This is a genomic window from Leptolyngbya sp. NK1-12 (assembly GCF_032598965.1).
Lineage (GTDB): Bacteria > Cyanobacteriota > Cyanobacteriia > Elainellales > Elainellaceae > Elainella.
On sequence record NZ_CP053586.1, the window covers coordinates 1034405 to 1056407 of the forward strand.

Annotated in this window: 15 protein-coding genes; 6 read left to right on the forward strand and 9 right to left on the reverse strand. The window is 52.3% G+C overall.

Features of this window, described 5'->3' with window-relative positions; translation table 11 throughout:
- Positions 1-1054: 1054 nt before the first annotated feature.
- The 5 genes from ftsH to HJG54_RS03905 all read right to left on the reverse strand — a co-directional run bounded on the left by ftsH (position 1055) and on the right by HJG54_RS03905 (position 8030).
- Positions 1055-2848, reverse strand: coding sequence for an ATP-dependent zinc metalloprotease FtsH (gene ftsH / locus HJG54_RS03885; RefSeq protein ID WP_316433477.1), 1794 nt, complete (start codon positions 2846-2848; stop codon positions 1055-1057).
- A gap of 282 nt (positions 2849-3130) precedes the next feature.
- The gene (locus HJG54_RS03890) at positions 3131-5089 is read right to left on the reverse strand and encodes a primary-amine oxidase (RefSeq protein ID WP_316433478.1); all 1959 of its coding nucleotides are present in this window, start codon (positions 5087-5089) and stop codon (positions 3131-3133) included.
- 230 nt (positions 5090-5319) lie between these two features.
- Positions 5320-6210, reverse strand: coding sequence for an alpha/beta hydrolase (locus HJG54_RS03895; protein WP_316433479.1), 891 nt, complete (start codon positions 6208-6210; stop codon positions 5320-5322).
- Between the two features lie 108 nt (positions 6211-6318).
- Positions 6319-6987 carry a hypothetical protein gene (locus tag HJG54_RS03900; RefSeq protein WP_316433480.1) on the reverse strand — a complete coding sequence of 223 codons (669 nt, stop codon included), beginning with the start codon at positions 6985-6987 and terminating at the stop codon, positions 6319-6321.
- Between the two features lie 338 nt (positions 6988-7325).
- Positions 7326-8030 carry a rhomboid family intramembrane serine protease gene (locus HJG54_RS03905; protein WP_316433481.1) on the reverse strand — a complete coding sequence of 235 codons (705 nt, stop codon included), beginning with the start codon at positions 8028-8030 and terminating at the stop codon, positions 7326-7328.
- Positions 8031-8801: 771 nt separating this feature from the next.
- Here HJG54_RS03905 and HJG54_RS03910 point away from each other — a divergent pair.
- Positions 8802-9761: a DUF389 domain-containing protein gene (locus HJG54_RS03910; RefSeq protein WP_316433482.1), complete on the forward strand. Its 960-nt coding sequence runs from the start codon at positions 8802-8804 to the stop codon at positions 9759-9761.
- Positions 9762-9789: 28 nt separating this feature from the next.
- Here the strand turns inward: HJG54_RS03910 and HJG54_RS03915 are convergent, their stop codons facing one another.
- Positions 9790-11547: an NAD-binding protein gene (locus HJG54_RS03915; protein ID WP_316433484.1), complete on the reverse strand. Its 1758-nt coding sequence runs from the start codon at positions 11545-11547 to the stop codon at positions 9790-9792.
- A gap of 176 nt (positions 11548-11723) precedes the next feature.
- Between HJG54_RS03915 and HJG54_RS03920 the strand changes: the two genes are divergently transcribed.
- From HJG54_RS03920 to HJG54_RS03935, 4 genes are all read left to right on the forward strand, one after another.
- Positions 11724-12059, forward strand: coding sequence for a hypothetical protein (locus HJG54_RS03920; RefSeq protein WP_316433485.1), 336 nt, complete (start codon positions 11724-11726; stop codon positions 12057-12059).
- 297 nt (positions 12060-12356) lie between these two features.
- Positions 12357-13526 (forward strand): DNA topoisomerase IB, encoded by a 1170-nt coding sequence (locus HJG54_RS03925; protein ID WP_316433486.1) that lies wholly within the window; start codon positions 12357-12359, stop codon positions 13524-13526.
- Between the two features lie 123 nt (positions 13527-13649).
- Positions 13650-14801, forward strand: a complete 1152-nt coding sequence (locus HJG54_RS03930) for a leucine-rich repeat domain-containing protein (RefSeq protein WP_316433487.1) — start codon at positions 13650-13652, stop codon at positions 14799-14801.
- Between the two features lie 288 nt (positions 14802-15089).
- Positions 15090-16049 (forward strand): c-type heme family protein, encoded by a 960-nt coding sequence (locus tag HJG54_RS03935; RefSeq protein WP_316433488.1) that lies wholly within the window; start codon positions 15090-15092, stop codon positions 16047-16049.
- 3 nt (positions 16050-16052) lie between these two features.
- Here the strand turns inward: HJG54_RS03935 and HJG54_RS03940 are convergent, their stop codons facing one another.
- The 3 genes from HJG54_RS03940 to HJG54_RS03950 form a co-directional block, all read right to left on the reverse strand.
- A complete protein-coding gene (locus tag HJG54_RS03940) occupies positions 16053-18623 on the reverse strand; it encodes a protein kinase domain-containing protein (protein WP_316433489.1) in 2571 nt (856 codons plus the stop codon).
- Positions 18624-18724: 101 nt separating this feature from the next.
- Positions 18725-19696, reverse strand: coding sequence for a DUF1822 family protein (locus HJG54_RS03945; protein WP_316433490.1), 972 nt, complete (start codon positions 19694-19696; stop codon positions 18725-18727).
- The gene (locus tag HJG54_RS03950; RefSeq protein WP_316433492.1) at positions 19693-20334 is read right to left on the reverse strand and encodes a sigma-70 family RNA polymerase sigma factor; all 642 of its coding nucleotides are present in this window, start codon (positions 20332-20334) and stop codon (positions 19693-19695) included. Before HJG54_RS03950 ends, HJG54_RS03945 begins: the two co-directional genes overlap by 4 nt.
- A gap of 706 nt (positions 20335-21040) precedes the next feature.
- Here HJG54_RS03950 and HJG54_RS03955 point away from each other — a divergent pair.
- Positions 21041-21940: a calcium-binding protein gene (locus HJG54_RS03955; RefSeq protein ID WP_051925220.1), complete on the forward strand. Its 900-nt coding sequence runs from the start codon at positions 21041-21043 to the stop codon at positions 21938-21940.
- Positions 21941-22003: the final 63 nt, after the last annotated feature.

Sequence of the window (22003 nt, forward strand, 5' to 3'; positions counted from 1 at the left end):
TACGGTTTCTGATAGCTCCAAGGTTTATAGAGCAGCTAGCGCAGTCCTGCCTCGATACCAAGCCCTGTTGGAAACGCTGGATTATACGCTGGAGAAAGAGACCAGAGCAGCGCAGTTGTTGCACCGGGCGGAGGCAGAAGCTCAAAAAGCGGCCGAACAAACTAAAGTTGCCACAACTCTTCAGCAGTTTCAAGCAGCCCAATTACAGTGGCGACGAGCTTTGGCAACGCTAGAAGCTATTCCTGACGGCAGTTTTGTCCGCAATCCGGCCAGTGCTCGCACCCAGGAATATCGAGCCAGATTGGATGCTGTGAATCTCAAGGTAGCTGCTGCTACTCCCAAATCACCCCAGCCATCCACTGCCACTCAGCCGACGCCCCAGCCCAACCTAGTTGGACAATCCACCCAACGCCCCAGCCCGATGGTCTCAGTAGCGGCAGCTATTCCAGCTCCGGCCCAACCAGCCCCAGCCCAAAGCACTTCCCAATCGGCAACTGCACCGGCGCAGAAACCCCAGCCCCCAACTCGGCCTGCCAGTCAGCCCACCAATCGCTCCACCAGTCACTCCAACCGACCTGCTGCTCGTCCAACCCAGAGTACTCCACCCCGCAGTGCTGCGACTACGGTGGCCCAGCAAACGCCCCACACTAGTCCGCTAGAGATTGCAAACCGTTGGGTAGCAGGTAGCTTCTTGACCTCAGCGACCCAAACTCTCAACGATGTCTCCGTCTGGATCGACGGCAAACGCACCGAGGCAGACGGTAAATTTATCGCCAACCTCTGGATCCAGAACCGCAGCGGACGTGGGTTTAGCTTTGTGCCGCTCTATGCCGAATCGAGAGATAGCAACGGCAATACCGTGCGTTCGCGCGTGTTGTTTACCGGCACTGGCGATACCATGCTGGAACCGGGTGAGTTGCTGAATGGGCAAATTTACCTGTTAGATCAGCCCGCAAATCGCAGGCTGACCCTAGTAATTCAAGAGAGCACGAGCGGCGATCGCACCTTCCGGATTCCCTTGTAAGGTATAGATTGTTAAGGTGCAGGCTGGCCTCTAACCGTTAGTCAACCAAGCCTGCAATTCTGTAGGGGCTTGCACCTGAGCCAAAATTGCCTGGAGCGGCTCGCCTTCCAGCACCTCTTGCTTCAGGAGGACTTGGGTGGCCGCTTCCAACAGGTTTCGATTTAGCCGCAGAATCGCCAGCGCCATTGCGTAGGCTTGGTCAAGGCTGTGCTTGACTTGGCGATCGATCTCTGCGGTCACCTCGGCACTGATGGCACGGCGGGTACTGCTGCCGTCTATAAACTGGGCGGCGTTCTTTTCAAAGGCAACCGGACCCAGGTGACTCATACCGTACTGCGTCACAGCTCGCTCGGCCAAATCGGTAGCTTTTTGGATGTCATCACTGGCACCAGACGAGATCTTGCCCAGGCTGATTTCCTCAGCAGCCCGTCCGCCTAGCAGAGTGGCGAGTTGGCCCCGCAGTTCATCTTCTAGCAGCAAAAAGCGATCGGTTTCTGGCATTTGCAGCGTATAGCCCAAAGCTGCCAATCCGCGTGGCACGATCGAAATCTTGGTCACTTTGTGGTGACCCGGCATCAAGGCACCCACCAGCGCATGCCCAATTTCGTGATAGGCCACGGTTTGGCGCTCCAGCGGAGTGAGAATTCGCGACCGCTTCTCCAGCCCAGCTACGACCCGTTCGATTGCCTCTTTGAAGTCAGCCATCAGTACGGCTTGACGATTGTTGCGAGCTGCCATTAGCGCAGCCTCATTCACCAGGTTGGCCAAATCAGCACCGGCAAAACCAGCGGTTTGGCTAGCAATAGCATCTAAATCCACATCCTCACCCAGAATTACGCCCTGTGCATGCACCCGCAGGATCTCGGCTCTCCCACTCTTGTCAGGTCGATCGACTAAGACTTGCCGATCAAAGCGACCGGGACGCCGCAAAGCCGGATCGAGGATTTCGGGCCGGTTGGTAGCCGCCAACAGAATCACACCCTCGTTACCGTCAAAGCCATCCAGTTCGGTCAGCAGTTGGTTCAGCGTTTGTTCCCGTTCATCATTACCGCCGTTAGGAATGCCGCCGCCGCGAGTTTTGCCAATGGCGTCCAGTTCATCGATGAAGATAATACAAGGTGCTTGCCGTTTGGCGCGGCTGAACAAGTCCCGCACACGGGCCGCCCCTACGCCCACAAACAGCTCGACAAATTCCGAACCGGACATGCTCAAGAAAGGTACTCCTGCCTCGCCTGCAACGGCCTTAGCCAATAAGGTCTTACCGGTGCCCGGAGGCCCAACCAGCAGCACGCCCTTAGGAATTTTGGCGCCGATTTTGCGGTATTTGTCGCCGTTGGCGAGAAAATCGACCACTTCTTGCAGTTCCTGCTTGGCTTCATCGACGCCAGCCACATCAGCAAAGGTGACTCCAGTTTTGCCCTGGCTATAGGTTCGGGCATTGCTTCTGCCTACCCCCAGCCCCACACCAAGACCGCTGCCCATGCCGCTGCCGACTCCACCGCCTGCCTTATTCAGCTTGAGCAGCCAAGCAAACGCACCCAGCATCATCCCCAGCGAAAGCAGCAACCCCAGAATGCCAGCATTAGTGCCGTTTGTATCGGTGGTTGTATCGGTGAGAGTAGTGAATTCGACGCCGTGACTTTGCAACAAACTAACGAGGTCATCATGGCGGTCGGTGGGTTGGGTGTAGTAGGACTGACCGCCAAATTCGGGTTTGAGGGTGTATTCGATCTGGTTGGGTCGAATCGTCACCCGTTGCACCTGGGAGGCTTGGACCTGCTGCACAAATTTGCTGTATACCTGTGGGCGGGCTGCCGTTTTCATAGCACTGATTCCTGTAGAGATAGGGAGAAACCGCAAGAAGCCAAACGAGTTATCAGAAGTCAGAGATCAAGCTGCTTCACTCCTGTGAACCTCTTACAGTGTTGATTTTGCCGCAACGGCCGTGTAAGCAACGGGATGGAATCACGACTCAAGCGTTAGGGGCTTCCGAAGAGCACTCATCTCCCTTACGGTTGTTACCACCCGCTGCTTAGGGTTTTCTCTACTGCATCAGGCTGAAGCACCTGTGTTGGCTCAATGGGTGTTGGCTCAATGGGTGTTGGCTCAATGGCAAGTCTGGGAGGTTTCACCGGAGCTGGATTGATTGATGTCTGCCTGCAGCGGCACATCCAGAGCCGGATTGGCATCAAAGAAACCAACGGGTTTAAGCAGGAAGCCCGCATAGGCCACTGGCATGATTGGAAAATCTTCTGGTCGGGGAATATGGTGATGGCCAAACATGTACCACACCACCAAGTCTGTGTTTTCAATCGAGCGGTTGGCCTGGGTCCATTGCGGTAAGCCTTCACCGCCAGGATGCTGATTGGGGTAGTTGCCGGTTGGATAGCGCTCCAAGGGACTGTAGGGTGTCACCCAGAGATGTTTAGTCATAAACCCAGCCCGTTTCAGAATCGGGGCGTCGGGATGGGCAAAGGGCAACACATTTTCTCCCGGCACCAGCTTGAAGCCCACGGGTTGGCCCAAGCGGTTATGTTGATTGGGATTCACCACTTTCCAGTAGCGCGCCTTCAGGGGGTCAACGATTCGCTGCGCTGCCTGCTCGGTTTTCAGCAGGGTGGATTCGGCGTAGAAAGCATTGCCATAGGGATTATCAGGTCCTGGCGGTTCGGCGGCTGTATTCACTTCGTAGACCGAGTTTGCTGTGCCATCCAGGTCAAAGTCGAGGCGCATACAGAAGAAGTGCTGATGGTTGAGGGCATTTAGCTCCGGGGCGACGACGGTACCGTATTTGGGATAATCGACCAAGGCAGCGCAGAGGAGAATGCCGGTCAGTTTCACCTCGTATTGGATTGTGCCGTCCTGATAGAAATACCAGAAGAAGCCATATTCGTAGTTGTCCACTGTGGCAATAAACGACACCACCAAACGCCGCGAGCGTCGCACTTCTACCTCATCTAGCCGCCAATCGGTGTGCTTCCAGAGAATGCCATAGTCTTCTTCATGCATACAAACGGCATTTTCGGTGATAGCAACCTCGCCCCGGCTGTTGGTCAGCACCCCATCAAAGTAGCGAATTTCCCCCAAGCAGTCGCAGCCCAGTTTCAGGGAATTAGCCAGCATGCCGACGCCATGCTCTCCCAAGTCAAAGGCGTTTTTGCGGAAATGCTGCGGACGCGGATCCCCATAGGGCACCACCATTTCGGCCATCGAGGCTCGGTAGAGAATCGGTCGGACCCGACCCTGATCTTCGTAGCCTACGGTATAGAGGACCAAGCCTTCGCGGGGCGTAAACCCAATCCGAAACTGCCACTTCTGCCAGCGTACAAAGTGCCCTTCCACCTCAAAACTGGGGCCTTGGGGTTGAGTAATATGCAGCGGCTTAATATCTGGGCGCAGGGAGGGCATAAAGCGGGCCGCATATTCGCTCGGTTCGGGCGGTACTGGCACCACTCCCATATCCTCGATCCGCACTACCTGCATTTGATTGAGGTCAACCACGGGCACCACTCCATCGATTGGACGGGCATAGAAGTTACCGTCAGGGCGGCTACGCAAATAACACAAACAGCGCGATAGCCTCATCCCCACTTCGTCGGCAAAGCCAAAGTTGCCAATCGCCCACGGGTCTACCACGACTAGATCCAGATCGGTAATGCCGCGCTTTGCTAACACGGCTTGAAATTCCGGATGGGCCTTTACCGCCGCCTCGCACTCGGCCAGTTCATCAGCCATGATGTTGGGCTGTACGCCCGGAATGGGTTGCCAAGACAAAACTTTGGTTTGAGTCAAGGAGACGATTGCCTCGTAGGTCGCCCCTGTCGTATTGTCCAGCAGAATCAAAAAGGCTTCCCGCTCGAAGGCATCACCGGGCTGGAAATTCAGCACCATTGCCTTGGGTGGCTCATGCAACGTGACACAGGGAAACCGAAACTGCTCGCCTACCGGGTATTCACTTCGCACAATCGCAACGGCGGCCTGCACTTCTACAGCGGTTAATGGCTCTAGAGGATGCTGAACCTGATGGAGAGAGGCGGAGTTAGAGAGGTTTTGGGTTGTGGTCATGGGGGGTGGGGGTGGGGAGTGGGGGGTAGGGGGTGGGGAGTGGGGAGTAGGGGGTGGGGAGTGGGGGGTGAGGGGGCAATGGCAAAATTAAACCAAACATAGGGCAGGCATCCTTCCTGCTGACGGGTTAGATGTCTGCACTACAGGTTTACCGAATCGTTCGGGTGACCTACTTAGATATAGTAAACTCACCCCTCACCCCTCACCCCCTACCCCTCACCCCCTACCCCTCACCAAATCCCATAGGCTAGCCTGATCTCATGCAGGGCCTGCTGTAGATCCTGGGCATGCACCCAGCCGACAAAACCGGCATAGAGACACTGCCCGTCCGGGGATGCCACAAACACATGATCTACCCCAAACGGATTGACCCACGTGCGGATTGAGCTGCCGTCCTTGAGATACATCACCACTTCGGCTCGCTTAAAGTCGCGGGGGTGTCCGTCGGTCATGCCTGGTACGGCAGAGAGTTTGTGAATAATTTCGTTGACTTCAATCGACTCACCGATGGTGAAATCATCCCAAAAATTGCGAATCAGGGCGGCCACTGCCGGGTGGTCTCTTAGCGCCGCATGGGATTCGGGAATGGAAACGTAATGGACGTAGGCAAAGCGAGTGCAGTTAACTGTAACCGTGCCGTCACTGCCTCCGTCAATGTCACCGGCAATTGCTAAAGTGGGAATCACTGCCGCGATTTCGGTAGCCATTGGTTTGCGATTACAGCCCAAATCCGCTGCGATTCCTAGGCCAATACCAAATGGATCCAAAATGCGTCCCAAATCGGCTCCACCCACAGGCGATCCAACCAAAACTAGCGAATGCACTCGTGGCCACCAGCTCCGATGCCGATGCAGCAGTTCGATCCAAATCAACCCACCCATGGAGTGACCCACAATCCGTAGGGGCACCTCTGGATAGGTCTGAAGTTGCTGAAAGGCAACTTTTTCCACCATTTGGATCAACGGTTCAATCCGCAGCCAAGTTTGAATAAATCCCAGATCTGGGGCAACAATTAAAGCGTTATTGGCGGCCAATTGGCTAGCGAGATTGAGCATTGCTCGATTATCATCCGCCCAGCCATGCTGCACAAACAAAATAAACTCTGGCGCTTGGGACGACATAGACCTGTGGATCGCAATTAGGGGACCGATTGAGTTAAATAGCTGCTCTCAATAGTAGTCCAACAGGAGCTGAGTCGTTTTGAAGATTAGTGGAAGATAACGTTTAGATTATTGAATCTGGTTGAAGACCATCATCATTACTATTAGCGATAGTGTAATCGCACCTGTAACCATGAGGTTGCTTCGACTTGAGGTTGGCTGAGGAGCGGGCTGGAGCCAGAACTGGATCGTCTTTGTAACAAACGGCATTACGGTCCAGGTGAGAATCGAACTGGAGATAACATTGTTGACGAGCATTGCGCTAGCTAGGGACCAATCCTGCATGATGCCCAGTTTGGCAAATAGCAGCGTTTGCACCATTACCGTTGGGTATAGGCCGAGAATTACTGCCAAATTTTGCTTCCAGGCCGGTGCTCCCAACCCCACCTGATCGGAGTTTTTTTGGCGCGAAAACCAACCTTCCAGCCCGGTTTCAAACGATTTGAATTGGTAGGTTTCAAAAAACTGCTGACCTTCTAGCAGCAGCGCTTCTCGCGTATCCGACTTCAGCCATTCCTGCAACTGCTGAGGAGACTCAAAGTGCATAATTGAATACCACTTGAGCTGATGGGCATTGACGGGCGGGCAGAGATCAGTGCGAATATAGCCTCGAAACTGGCGGGCAGTTCGTCTTAGTCTGGAATGCCAGGATTGGAATGCCGCAGCCTTGTCCTTCGGCACAATCGACTCAAAAATCAGGCTGGCATGGTGGGATGAATTAGACTGTAAACTTAGCATTGGTAGAAACTAGAAAATATAAAAACTAACAATTCAACGGCCTTTGCTTTGCCTGAAAGGCAAAAACGAAGGGCTAAAATGCATCATTTGCTACATTTTATATTTTTCTTTTATTTCTCCAATTACATCGCGCCTTGGGCAGAACTTCTGTTGGCCAATACATCTACCCTAATGTAGAGTAGAACATAGATTGGACGTAGAGTTAAATGACAGGCGGTGTGCAGCCATTCTCCCTTAGATATACTTTTATAGATACACAAACTGGGCGGTAAAAGCAATTCAAGAAACATAAGCTTAAGAAGCATAAGCTTAAGAAGCATAAGCTTAAGAAGCATAAGCTAAGAAGCGTATCGGTCTCTAGAAAACAGCCCAAACAGTGGGGCCAGCAACATGCCAAACACAAATCCACCGGCATGTGCCCAATAGGCGACCCCTCCTTCCGCATTCACATTAGTAGGCACGTTCAGACTAGCAACGCTAAAAAGCGCCTGCTGAAAAAACCAGAAGCCCAAAAAGAAAATGGCCGGTATGCGGACGGTGAAGAAGAAGAAGCCCAAGGGCACTAAGGTAGTAATTTTTGCCTTTGGAAACCGCAAAATGTATGCTCCCAAAACACCAGCAATCGCGCCACTCGCTCCTAGTGAAGGAATTGTTGAATCCATTGAAAAGAACCAGTGGGATAATGCTGCCAGAGCGCCGCAGATGAGATAAAAGAGCAAGAATCTGAAGTGGCCCATCTTATCTTCGATGTTGTTGCCAAATATGGCCAGGAACAGCATGTTGCCTGCAATATGCAAAATACCGCCATGTAAAAACTGTGAGGTAAACAAGGTCATTAACTCTGGCAACAGCAAACTTGTGTCTCCGCTGTTAAAGGCAACCGTTAAATCCTTAGGGACTACAGCATAGCGGAAAAAGAACTGTTCCAACTCCGTTACCGGCAGACTAAGTTGATACAAAAACACTAAAACGTTGGCCAGAATCAGCAGATAAACTACATAGGGAGTAGTTTGGGTGGGATTGTTATCGGTAAGAGGAACCACAATAATCCTTCCTTGTTCGCAACGGAGACTCGTTTACCTTCAGCTATTTGCCTTCAGCTATTAGAAGCTGTTTGAAAAGAATCTTGTCGTCTGGATCCGCCCCCCTTTCTGGGATGCCCGCAGGGCTATAATCCCCTACTAGTAGGGGACTTGGAACAGCAACGGTTCGAGAAAGTCCCCCAGAATGGGGGATATAGGGGGCTTTTCAAACGGATTCTTAGAGCGGGTGACCGCTGATTTGAACCCAAATCTATCAGCCTCTTGCCATTGTAATTGCCTAATTCTATACTGACAGGCTTTTCCATAACAGCCTGTAGTCTAGATGGATGGGCTGATGAGGAGATGGGTCACCGAGAAAGGTTGCCTGTAAGCTGCGCTGATTAGTAAATTCTGCTCAGTTTAGCCTCTGTAGCAAGAGAGATATTGGTTCAAATGGATTTGCACCCTTGCTGAATTGGTTCCTAAACGGCGGTTAGGCTGGGAGAAGTCGCTGCCCATCTGCAACGGCTGAAGGTAAACAGTTGGTTAGGCAATCAACTTTGATTAGCATGATCCTAGGCCGAGAAACAAATCAATCGAGGATCTAATCAAGATGAACAAATTAGCACTTTCAGTGCCTTGAAAGGCGACTAATCCCAATTCTCTAAAGATCGGATAACTTTGAGCCGAATCAATTTCTCAAATTATTATCCACAGAATCTCAACGTAGGAGGGAAACAGTTGGTGAATAACATTCGAGATCGATTTCGTCACTTCAGGCAAAGAACAGCAATGCCCATCCAACTAGAGAAGCTTCAGACCGAGCTGCTAGCTGAATCAACCCTAGACTCCTCCTACATTGTGCTAATTGTGGCCTCCTGTGCTATCGCTACCTTTGGCCTCTTGGCTAACAGTACGGCTGTGATTATTGGGGCGATGATTATTGCACCGTTGATGCTGCCGATTCGCGGTTTAGCCTTTGGTGCCTTGGCGGGCAATGTTGATCTGTTTCGGCGGGGCTGGGTGGCTGTGGCAGTAGGCACCTTGTTGGCAGTGGCAATTTCTTACAGTTTGGGGCTACTGGTCGGGTTGCCTAGCTATGGAAGTGAAGTGCTGTCGCGCTCGGAACCAACCCTGCTGGATTTGGGAATTGCGGTCACGGCTGGTGGGGTGAGTGGCTACGCCAAGGTGCAGCCCAAGATCTCTGGCAGCCTAGCCGGAACTGCAATTGCTGTAGCCTTAATGCCGCCGGTCTGTGTGATCGGCTTGGGGTTGGCGCAGGCCAACGGGGCGCTCAGTTTAGGGGCGTCTATTCTCTATTTGACGAATTTGCTGGGCATCACCTTGTCTTGCATGTTCACCTTCCTCCTATCGGGCTGCACTCCCTTACACCGGGCACGCAAAGCCTTGAGTTGGACGCTGATTTTAACTGGAATTCTGCTGATTCCGTTGGGGATTAGTTTTGTGCGTCTGGCCCGGCAGGTTCATCTAGAAGCCAACCTGAGACGGGCGCTGCTGAACCGAACCATCACCTTTCAGCGAGTGCAGTTACTAGACAGTCGAGTCAACTGGGTGGCTCATCCCCCCGAAGTGCGGCTGAGTGTCCGTGTTAAAGAAGCGATTACCCCTAGACAGGTTGTACTCCTAGAGGAGTTCCTGGAATCAGAAATGGGCCAACCCTTTAGATTGATTTTTGAAGTGGGAGAAATTATAGAAGTCACCAGAGAAACTGAAACTGGAGAAACAGAATAAAGCAGTGAGCCACTGCTACTGGAAAGCTCTATTCCTCGTTCACCAGCCCAGAATAATTTAGCTGGGAAGATAGGGTAGAGGGCTGACTGCGCCAAAGCAACTCTAGCTGGGTTGCTGGTATGGTTAGGTACAACACATCTCCTGGATTCAATTCCAGGTCGAGGATGTTCCAACCGTGGGTGGTTTGATGTTTGGTTTCGATGTAAAGGGGAACAAAATCCACCTCCATCGCCGCATCTTTGACGCGCTTACCGCAAAACGGATGGGCTGGAGTAATGATGGTGGCTAGGGCGACCCAGAGAATATCTGCCGTCATGCCGTTACCGAGGATCCGTCCGCCCAGGGCTGCAGCTGCAAACGAGGGGGCTGCCAATTCGGCAGGGCTAAACACGGCCTCAAAGTCAAACACGCGCTGGGCCAGGGGCGCAAATTGGGGATTTTGGTTGCGCACAATCACCGGCAGCTTGGCTGATAGTCCCTTCGCAGTCAGGGCGATTTCTAGATTTGCTACATCATTGCTCGTGACGGCTAACAGAGCCGCGGCCCCTGCTGCATGGGCCGTTTGTAGCGTGGCGGCCAAGTTGGCATCTCCCTGAATCACAGGTACTTTGAGAGCACGGGCCACATTCAGAAACCGATTGTTTGGATCGCGTTCAATAGCTACGACTTCACAGCCGCTGGCATGCAGCTGACTGACAATCTGAATGCCAACCCCGCCCAAACCACAGACGATGTAATGATGGCGATGGGGTACGCGGGCCGTATTCCAGAACTGTTGTAGTCTTGTGCCTAGGACAAAGTCATTCAGCAATGCGTAGAAAATACCGACGACTGCCGCACCTACCAGCATCAACATCACGGTGAACAGTTTAATATCTGCTGGAGCTGTTTCAACCACATCTTCATTACCGCCAGCACCGGTGATCAACCCAACTGAGAAGTAGAGCGCATCGACTAGCGAAGTGTGCATGCTAGCTGCTGTGTAAATCAGGGTTGAGCCAATAATCGTGGTTAGCAGGACCAGCGAGATCCAAATTGTCGGCCGAATATGCTGCTGAAAATAGCGAATGCCTGTAAACAAACCAATCAGTTTTTGCCGGAGGTTGCGCTGGCTAGTATGGACCTGAGGCTGGGTGGCAATAATCAACCGATCGCCGGGTTGCAAATGTTTGCCACACACAACTGCCGAAACTAAATCCATCCGGTTGCGAGCCGGTAGATAATAGATCAGCATGCGGGAGCGCTCTTCCCACAGATCGCTGAGTTTGCGCCCTCGCCAGGGGTGGTTGTCGTCGATGTATTCTTCCCGAATCGGCCAGGTTTGGTTAAACAAGCGCAACTGCCCAATTGCCCGACTGCCCAAGGCGGCAAAGGCAAACACTGGAGCCGCCAAGGCTGCCACGCTCATGGAAAAATGGTCCGGCAGGGTGTGATCTAACCGATCGCCCAAACTGGCATTAAACAAGCGATTGACAATCCGAATTCGGGGATTCAGGACTCGCGCCTGGGTCAGCACCGCCAAGTTCAAGGCATCGTCACTGGTGGCCAGCACCAGCGTATGGGCCTCGCGGATGCCAGCAGCCAAAAGCGTGGAAGCAGCCCATAAATCCCCAATCACAATCTCGTCTCCGGTCTCTACCTCGTGATCGGCTAGGGGACGATTGTTGATGCCCACCACAATTGCGCCCTGCTGCTTCAGTAATCGAAACACTTGGTAGCCCGCGCGACCAAGCCCACAAACGATAATGCGGGTTTTCATAACCTCTGGAACATCAGCATCAGGCATAGCGCCCATTACTCCTTCATTGTTGGTGAGACGGTAATTTGGGAATGTAGCCAATCAGACGGAGTGACAACATTTTCTGGAAAACTGGCGATCTATTGCCCAGCCTATTTCACCGAACCTGGATTTTGCGGGAACAATAGGGAAGATTTAACCCTTTCCCATGCTTTCCTAGATCTATGGCTCGTAAACTTGCGCGTATCTCTGCCAAAATTAGCACCATGCCTCGGCTCAAGTCTGAGGCCACTACCCATCTGGAGCTGTACAAACTTCAGATTGAAAGGCAGCGCCTTCAGCAAGAAATGGAAACCCTCGAACAGCGTCGGCAACAAATTCTCGATCGGCTGTCGGTCCTCGATATGCAAGTTGCCCAGTTGGATAAGCAGTTGGATAAGCAGTCGAATAAACGGTTAGGTAAGACAACACTAAACCACGCTTCTGAACAGAACCCTGCTGCACCGGCTAATCCGTTTGGCTCAAGTGAGGCATTCAACACGCTGTTTTTGGAATACTAACCTGATCGGCTTTTGGAATACTGAGCTGACCAGCCTGAGCTGTGCCAAGCTAACCGCTAATGGAAGCGCTACAGCCCTAACAAAATTGCGGCCTAGCTACCTGCACCTAAGGCAAAGGCCCAGAATCGGCTTTCCCGCTCTTCGGGCAGTTCTTCTTTCAAGACGTTAAGCACAACGCCAGCCAAACAGCTTAAATGCCCCTTTTCCTTCGCAAGGACGAGGATGATCTGGATGGGTTTTGACTACAGTGCAATTAATTACAGCAATTCGTTGCACTAAACCAGTACTTGATCACCTATGGGGCGCGCAGTTCAACAGCGAACAGGTCAGCAGGGAACCGGTCGAAAGCGAACCGTTCACAAGCGAAACATCCACCGACAAATTCAGTCTATTGTCAGCTCCGATCCGATCGAGTCGGCTGAAGCCGTAGGGTTGCAATATGTGACCGACGCGTCTCCGGGGATTCGGCGGCAGCGCAAGGGCAAAAATAAGTTTGGCTACATTGGGGTAGATGGTCAGCCGATTCGCGATCCAGATGAGATTCGTCGGATTGAATCCTTGGCGATTCCGCCGGCCTACGAAGATGTGTGGATTTGTCCCTTACCCAACGGGCATCTGCAAGCTACTGGGCGAGATGCAAAAGGCCGCAAACAGTACCGTTACCATGCCCTCTGGCGCACAATTCGCGATCAGACCAAGTTTACGCGCATGATTGTATTTAGCCAGTCGTTGCCAACGATTCGGCAGCGGATTGAGCAGGATTTATCGCTTCCCGGTTTACCGAAGCAGAAGGTGCTGGCGGCAGTGGTGCGATTAATGGAACTGACCCGGATTCGAGTCGGAAATGAAGAATATGCTCGTGCGAACCAATCCTATGGTTTAACTACGATGCAGGACGAGCATGTAGATATCAAGGGCGCTAAAATTCGCTTTTGCTTTCGCGGTAAAAGCGGTGTAGAACATGACATTGAACTCAATGACCGTCGCTTAGCAAAAATTGTTAAACGCTGTCAGGATATTCCAGGCCAGGATTTGTTCCAGTATATCGATGAAGCAGGTGAATACCAGACTATTAGCTCTGGAGAGGTTAACGATTATCTGCGAGAGATTTCCAGTCAGGATTTTACGGCAAAGGATTTTAGAACCTGGGCCGGAACGGTATTAGCCGCTTCTCATTTGGCTGAAACCGAACTGTGCACTTCCGAAACCGCAGCAAAGAAACAAATCACCGAAGTGGTCAAAATTGTGGCGACCCATTTGGGCAATCGGCCTGCTACCTGCCGCAAATACTACGTCCATCCCGCTGTTTTTGAGGCTTATTTGGATCAGACCCTGTATGAGGTGATGCAGCAACACGCAGACCAAGTGATTGAGGATCAACATGCCCTGCGGGCTGAAGAACTGGCGGTAGTAAAGCTGATTGAGCAGCAGCTTGTGCGGGAGCTGGAGCAAAAACTAGCGAGCTAGCAGCCTACAGGAAATAAGGCATTAGAGCAGACAATTTGCATGATCGGGAACCTTAGCGTAGCTGCGATCGTATAATCATTCAGCTCAAGCGAGTTCAGTTCGTGGTTGAATGAGGAGTGCAGTATGGTCAAGCTAGAGCGAATGGCGCAGCAAATTATCCCGAAACCAGTGAAAATCCGTCTTGGCAAGGGGCATTTAGGAAGCTCAATCCGCGATCGGCTCCTGACTCAAAAATCCCTATCCAAAGCAGCCCAAAGTTGGCAGGCCAGAGAAAAAATTCCTCTCCTGCTCCTGCTGGCTGCAATTGGATGCGGCAGTAGTCCGGTTCTCGCTCAAACCGAAGCTAATAGCTTTGCTGATCTGTGCAGCCGTCGCGATGAGTTACCTCGCAGTGCTCGCCGCACGATCAACACCCTGCTGGACAAAGCCAAAACCGAAGATTGTGCTGAAGCTCAGCAAACCCTGACTAGCCGCAGCATTCTGGATTTAAGCAGCAGTGATGTGGAAGATCTGACACCACTGCAATCCCTGCCTCACTTGCGCCAACTCAACCTCTACGACAATCGAGTCGAAGACCTGACGCCCTTGCAGTCCTTACCTAATCTGACTATCCTTAGCCTCACCCAAAACCGAATTCGTGACATCACACCGCTTCAGTCTCTGACCAAGCTGACCAGTCTCAACCTAGACGGCAACCGCATTTCTGACATCAGCTCCCTGTCAACGCTGACCAACCTGACCGCCCTCGACCTCAGCAGTAACGAAATTAGCGACCTGACTGCCCTTAGCCCGTTGACTAAGCTGGATTTGCTGGGATTAAACGCAAATCGCATTTCTGTCTTAACGCCGCTGCAACCTCTGACCAACCTGTCGCTCTTGGGGCTGGCCGACAACCAAATTACCGATTTAACGCCACTGCAATCTCTGACTAATTTGGCGGCCCTCAGCCTCAACAACAATCAGATTACCGATCTGACACCGCTGCAATCCCTGACGCGCCTGACGATTTTGGGACTGGACGGGAATCAAATCACTACTCTCAACGGGCTTCAGGCATTAACTAATATCGACACGCTGGGCCTCAGCAACAACCAAATTACCGACTTAACGCCCCTGCAACCGCTCACTAACCTGACCGCCCTCGACCTCAGCAACAACGAGATCACTGACCTTGCGCCCCTGCAAGGGTTGACCAACCTGCAACTGCTGAACCTGCAGAACAATGATATTAATAACAGGGCTTGTCCTGTTAGTTCAGAGATCTGTGAGTTTTGAGCAGGGCCGTTAGGTCTACTCCAGATACGGCCATCAATTAATAAATCCTAATAAATGCCGCAATCCAGCTTGGTTTGGGTTACGATTTGTAATCAATTCAGACAGCGTACAGATTAGCTCTGGATTTGGCTGAATAGGGGTTTAGGGGCATCGTCTAGGCCAATCTCACTCTAAGTTCAATCGGATAATAACGTTTAAGTTCAGAACGGTTTTTAGCTGGACATTCTCTAGGTTGAAAAATTTTGTTCGCTTATAACATACTCAATCTAATTAAACTTTTATAAACCTATGGCTCTACCCTTTGCATCCTCGTTTAGAGATCTGGATTTAGCTCGTAAATTTAGCTTGCTGCTGTTCTTAGTGTTTTTGGGCGGCATTATTGTGAGCGGTGTTGCCCTGTCCACTATTCTCAATCGCAATGCTCAAGACGTGATTTCGTCGAAAGCGCTGATGATGATGGAGACGATGAACTCGGTGCGACACTACACCAACAACCAAGTCAGGCCCGAACTGGAAGGCCGCTTGGTGAGCGAATTCTTGCCTGAAACAGTTCCAGCCTATTCGGCTCGCGAAGTGTTCGAAAAACTGCGGGAAAGCCGCACCTATAGCGATTTCTTCTACAAAGAAGCGACGCTGAATCCCACCAATTTACGTGACAAGGCCGACGGATTTGAAGCCCAGATTGTTGACCGGTTTCGCCAAGATGCCAATCTACCAGAGGTGCGCGGCTTTCGGGATACTCCCAGCGGCGAGTTGTTCTATATCGCCCGTCCGATTGCGATTACGGCAGCGAGCTGTTTGCAATGTCACAGTACGCCCGATGTGGCCCCGGTCAGTATGATCGAGCGCTATGGTACGGCAAACGGGTTTGGCTGGAAGCTCAACGAAATTGTGGGAGCGCAGATCATTTCGGTTCCGGCGCAGCAGGTGCTGAAAAACAGTCGGCAGGCATTCTTCCTGATCATGGGTACGATTACCGGCATTTTTGCCCTGGCGACCCTGCTGGTCAACCTCTGGCTGCGACGCTATGTGGCTCGGCCCCTGAAGCGAATGGCGCAAGCGGCTGAAGCCGTGAGTACGGGCGACCTCGATGCCGAATTTGAATGGAACTCGAAAGATGAAGTTGGCAGCTTGGCCGAGGCGTTTCGCCGCATGAAAACCAGTCTGGTGATGGCGATGAAGCGGCTGGATCGCTATCGTATCAGTAAACGCACGATGAATACGGAAGGAAGAAGTTCGGAGTTTTGACGCTTATTTCCCCATCTGTCGAAGCATCTGCTGCCGAAAGGCGTCTGCTTGTTTAGCATTGGGAATTTCTGCGGCGATGGTTTGGATCAGCTGCTGGCGGCTGAGCTGGGGCGACTGGGCCAAAATCTCATCGAGAATGCAATCGGCCATCGGGCCAATCTGCCGCGCTAGTTCTCGCCGACAAGTTGTCAAGAAGTCGGGCGTGAGGGGCAGGAAGGCCGGCCTAGCAGGGGGTGGATTCGTCGTTGTTACATCGAGTTGGGGTTGAGGCGGCTGGGGTGGAGCAGGTGGAGCAGGACTGACCGGAGGAACCTGTTGCAGCAACGCTCTGGCTCTGGTTCGAAACTGGTTGGCCTGTTTTAGATCGGGAATTTCCGCCGCGAGGGATTCGATCAGGGCGGTGGCAGTGAGCTGGGGTTGCTGGGTCAGAATGTCGTCCAGGATATAGGCAGCCATTGGTCCGATGCAGTGGGTGAGTTCGCGCTGGCAGTGGTGCAAAAAGGTAGGTGATAGAGCAGGAGCCACCGCTGGCTGAGGCGCGAGGGTGACCGCATCTGGCCGGGGTTGGGCCGTGGTCTGTTCTGGAGACGGCTGAAAGGATAGCAGTACCTGGAGATCGGCGAGGGCGGCTTGGGCTGTGGGATAGCGGTGACGCGGATTTTCAGCCAGCAGTTTGACGAAAAGGGGACGCAGTTTAGTACTGATCTGCGAGTGCCAACGCGGTTCCGAGTGAGTTTGTTCTAGCAGCCACAGCGGATTGCGTCCGGTCAGCAGCACCAGGGCCGTCATCCCCAAGCTATACAGGTCACTCGATGGAAAGCACTGCCCAAGCTGCATTTGCTCTGGCGGCGCATAACCCGGTTTACCGATACGAGAAGCCTGATGCAGCGATTGCAAACTGCCAAGTTGCCGCGCCCAGATCTGGCTAGCTACCTCTTTGACAATGCCAAAATCAATCAGCACCGGAGGCGAACGCCGCTGCGGCAAAATCACGTTTCCAGGCGAAATATCGCGGTGGATAATATTCATGCCATGCAGATACTGCAACACCGGTAGCAAATCCTGCAGCCACTGAATCACCTCGATTTCCAAAAAAGTTTCGCCTCGCTGCTGCCGCTCTTCGAGCAGCTCTAGGTATGTTTTACCGTCGATGTACTCTTCCACAATAAACAGCCGATCCTCCTGGGTGAACCAGGCCAAAAATTTGGGAATCTGGGGATGGCTGACCTGATAGAGCACTTTGGCTTCGCGTTCAAATAACTGGCGCGAGCGCTGCAACACCGTCGGACTACGATTCGCGGGCGCAAATTCCTTCAACACGCACAAATCGCCAAACCGATAGGTATCGGCAGCTAGATAGGTGCGGCCAAACCCTCCCTGCCCGATCTGGCGCTGAATCTGGTAGCGGTCGTTGATTAGGATTGGCTCTGGGGCGGGCGACAATGGCTGAAGAGGTCCTTCCTCTAGCAAGGGCTGAGTTGGAACGGCTAGGTTGCGCAGACGGCCCCCCAACCCCTGCCAAGTTGGTGGAATCACGGCTGGATTCTGGCAGATCACCGGCAGCCAAGTAGCGCAGGGATATTCGTCTTCGATGCCCTGGAGAATTTCTCGCGCTTCCCGCACGGCCAAATAGAAGGGTTCCCCTTGGGCAAAGGCGGTCAGAAACGACTTGAGAAATTCCTGCGCCACCTGATCCGGCACGGGTTCCCGCATCACAATGATCTGAGGGATATGCAAATCCTCGAGTTCGCGAGCCAGCCCCAAGCCATCGCACGAGTTAAAGATTGCTACCTGCAGCCCCCGTTCGACCACGCGCCTCAGGGCATATTTGAGCTGATCCAGGGTGAGGCTGTCGGTTTGGTTGAGGGCAATTTGCCCCCGATTGCCGTCAGTATAGCTGTGGCCGGCGAAGAACAAAATATCCCAGTTTTGTCGCCATAATTCTTGGGTCAGGGCCTGGCGAGTCGGTTCTACTAAAAAGCTGACGTTTGCGCCTGAGAGCTGTTCCAATAACCGCCGGTCGGTTTGGGTATCGATGCCGTTGCTGTTGCCCAAAATCGCCAGCACATTCACGCCCAGTTTATCGGGCCGGATCGCCGCCACCCGTTCGTAGATCGAAGCCCCCAAAGCAATTTCGCTTTTGGGATAGCGATCGCAAAAATCCCATAGATGCCAGGGCAGCCGTCGCACATCCAGGTTGGGAGTTTGTACAATCACCCGCACCTGATCGGAGGGCATGAGCTGCTCCAGCAGTTTTTCTCGAATTGGGCGAAACGAGGCAGCATAGAGCCAGCCATTCAAACTGTCGGTGAGGGCATGAGCGGCACTCTGGCAGGCTTCGCGCTTAGAGACATTCAGATGCTGGATGGTTTCCGCATCGAGCCGGAGCCGCTGGTTCAAGCTACGGTAAGCCCCAGCCCAGTCCTGATAGGCTTGATACAGCTCTGGTGCTGCTGGCAGCCGACCAATCGTTTCCACACTGGGATGCTGCCCCTCTTCACCAAACTGGAGCGCCACTGGAAATCCGTGCTCAAGACTGCCATCGCCTAACTTTAACAGGACGAGCTTACCCACGATTGCTTTGTTCTAACCATCCTTTTGCTGTATGTACTTGTTGTATCTACCTTTTGTATTTACCCTTTGTATCTACCTTAGCGGAGATCAAATCACAAAAATCACACCACAAAATGCTCACTCAGCACCGTATCTTGCAGCTCAATTTCTAGCCTCAGTAATTCTCCTGGCCTACCTCTAAACCGCAGTTGGATGTAATCATCCGCTGGGCGTGTCCTGGTTTCTAACACAACCGAGCCAGCTTGATCCAGTCCGACCAGTCGCAGCCCTGCCGGTAAACCTGTCCCTGCTTCAATGGGGTGGATCTGCACATAGACACTGCGCTGTTGCTCAGAGCGGGGCCGCACCTCGACGACCAGCACCAATGGGTAATCAACCGTGGCGGTACTGAGGTGAATCAGCTTGGCTCGTCGTAGCGTCTCGGACTCAGCCGGAATGTCTTCTGAGGTGGTTTCCGCGGCACTGCGAAAGGCAAAGGCCGGTTCTGTGTAGAGCGAATCCAGCAGGGATTCAATCGTCTGCCAGCTGGCGGTCGCCTGTCCGACTAGCCACTGACCTAAATCGGTTGCCATGCGGCTGATGCTGGGGGCTGCTTGTTGCTCTAGATGCACCCGGTCAATCAAGGCGTCGAGTGAATCGAATTGATCCAGCGGCAAATGTTCAGTCATGACAGTGGGCACAAACCCCAGCAAGGTGGCTTCTAGATTCACCAAATCCAGCTGCACAGCCACATATCCAATCCGATCGGCCCACACCTCTGGCGGAATCAGACATACCGATGCGTTTGGCTCCACGGGGCGACATTCTAAGCGACCGACACCAACCAACTCCAGATCAGCCACATTAGCGGCCAACCGTTTGAGCGGCTGCCAACTGTCGCCTGCATTCAGGTCCGTAGCGATGCCCAGCATCTGGCAATAATCCTGCAGCGCATACACCGCGAGCGTATTTTGCCGTACCTGTTCGGCTTTGGCAGGAGTGGGTTGCTGCTGCGCAAACTGATCTGCCGTTGCTCGCGCCAATCGCGTCATGGGCAGCGTAACCGTGAGCTGTTGGGGAAAAGTAGTAGTCATGGCTCTAAATATCCTTCGGCTTTGCCAAATTGACACAAACGCGGCAAACATTGACGCTGATAAAAATTGCTCAGGGTTGAGATCGGTAGCTTGAATTCTGCCGAGAGGTCTTTCCAGCTTACTTCAGGCGGCAGCCGACGCAACAGCAAAACCTGACAGTTCACTTCAGGATGATTCGCAATGTGGGTACGACGCAACTCTCTGGTAACATCCCGTTCTATCCATTCTCGCACGTCTTCCAGCAATGGAGGTAAATCTGCCGGAGCTGCTAACCGATCAATCGGATCAGTCACTGGATCGCTGCTATCTGCCGGAACTGAACTGGCGCTGATGGTTCTGGTCTGCTGTTTTTGCACCTCTAGATAAAACTGCTGCAGCTGACGTTTCAGATAAAAATTCAACCAAGTGATCAGGCTGCTGCGCTCTGGGTCATAGGCTTCGCCTGTATTTGCTTCACAAATGTTCTGACAAAAATACATCCAGGTTTGCTGCAACGCATCTGGATAGTAAGCAGTTGTATCTCGCCAGAGTTTGGGCTGCACTAAATTGACAATTCGGGTGAGATATTTTTGCCGCGCTGGACTGCCCGGTGGATGTTGACAAGCCTGGATCACGAGCTGGTGGAGCTGTGCTCGCAACCCTTCGCCTCCCTTACTTCCACTATTTTCTAGGGGGCTATCAGACGAACTATCGGACCTAATTTGGCAACTCATAATTTCGCAACCCGTATCAGTAATTCAGCCATTGCTGACTCAAACAGCGGCCTATTCTGCATCATTCAGCGATTGCAATCGCAATTAAGGCCGTCTTTCGTAAAGTTTTGTGAACAACCAGGTAAAACCCCTGCTTGCCGCTAATAGCTCTATAGCGGTGAACGAACTCTCTCTGAAATGTAAACCGACTCTCACAAGTAACGTCCTATAAATCTTAAGGAGAACGACCAATGAAATCGAATCGAATCGCTCGTGTGACTGCTACTGTAATCGGATTTGCTCTGTTAACCGTAATGGCGGCCGATCCCGCCTTCGCTTCTCACAGACGCCACCACGGTCATCACGGTCATCACGGTCACCATGGTCACTATGGTCATCATGGTCATCATGGCTGCTACAGATACCGCTAATTCGCCAATCCATGAACGCAAAGATGAATAGGGTTGTCAGACGTCATTGGTCTCTATCAGGTCTAGCTATACCCGCAAGTTCAGTGTCCGTAGCCGCCCATAACACCTGTAACCACAGTCAACGACTCGTGATAGCCCTGATTCTCTTGCTTATACAATCCCTTTCGGCTATGAGTTTTTAGCTCAAGAACGTCTACTTTTCTACTACAAGGAGAACAACAATGGGAACTTATGTTGGCAATGACTCAAATAATGCAAAAACCGCTGCAATGGAATGGAACGATGGAGATTGGTGGAATCCGTTTGATGGCTATTATGAATGGCGTTCCTGGACCATGACCGGCAAAGGTGGTAGCGATCAGCTAACCGGCGGAGCAAAAAATGATTACATCTACGGTGATTATAAACTAGGCGCGTACTCGGTGACAGGAATTCCAGGCAATGATGTGCTGACAGGGCGCGGGGGCGATGATTATCTCTATGGTGAAGAGGGCAACGATACCCTCTACGGCGATTTTGCCTTCGGTAGCGGTACTGGTGCTGGCAACGATTATCTCAACGGCGGCAGTGGAAATGATATTCTTTACGGTGAAGCTGGCAACGACACACTTGTAGGTGGCTTCGGCGATGATTACCAAGATGGAGGAACTGGCAACGACGCACTTTACGGTGAATCGGGAAATGACAGCTTAGTAGGCGGCTCCGGTAACGATTACATCAACGGCGGTGATAGTAATGATAACCTTTTTGGTGGATCAGGAAATGACACATTAGTAGGTGGCTATGGCAACGATTATCTAGACGGCTATGGCAACACGCTATACGAGAAAGATCAACTTATAGGCGGGTATGGAGCTGATCGATTTGCGCTTGGCTCTAGCACCAACGTGTATTACAAAGGGGATGGCACCAATGGCTACGCTACGATTCAAGACTTTGTATTTGGCGATAAAATTCAGGTTAAAGGTGCACTGAATGGTTACACCCTAGAGAAGAACTACGACTGGGGTGTTGGCACTTCGGCCAAAGATACGGCCATCTTCCACAGCGGCGACCTGATTGGCGTGGTGCAAGACAATATCAGCATTCAGCTCAATTCATCCTATTTCACGACGCTTTAATTTCACTGCTACAAAAGCAGATAGAGCCAAGAACGCCCAAAAACATAAAGCGGTAACGGGTCA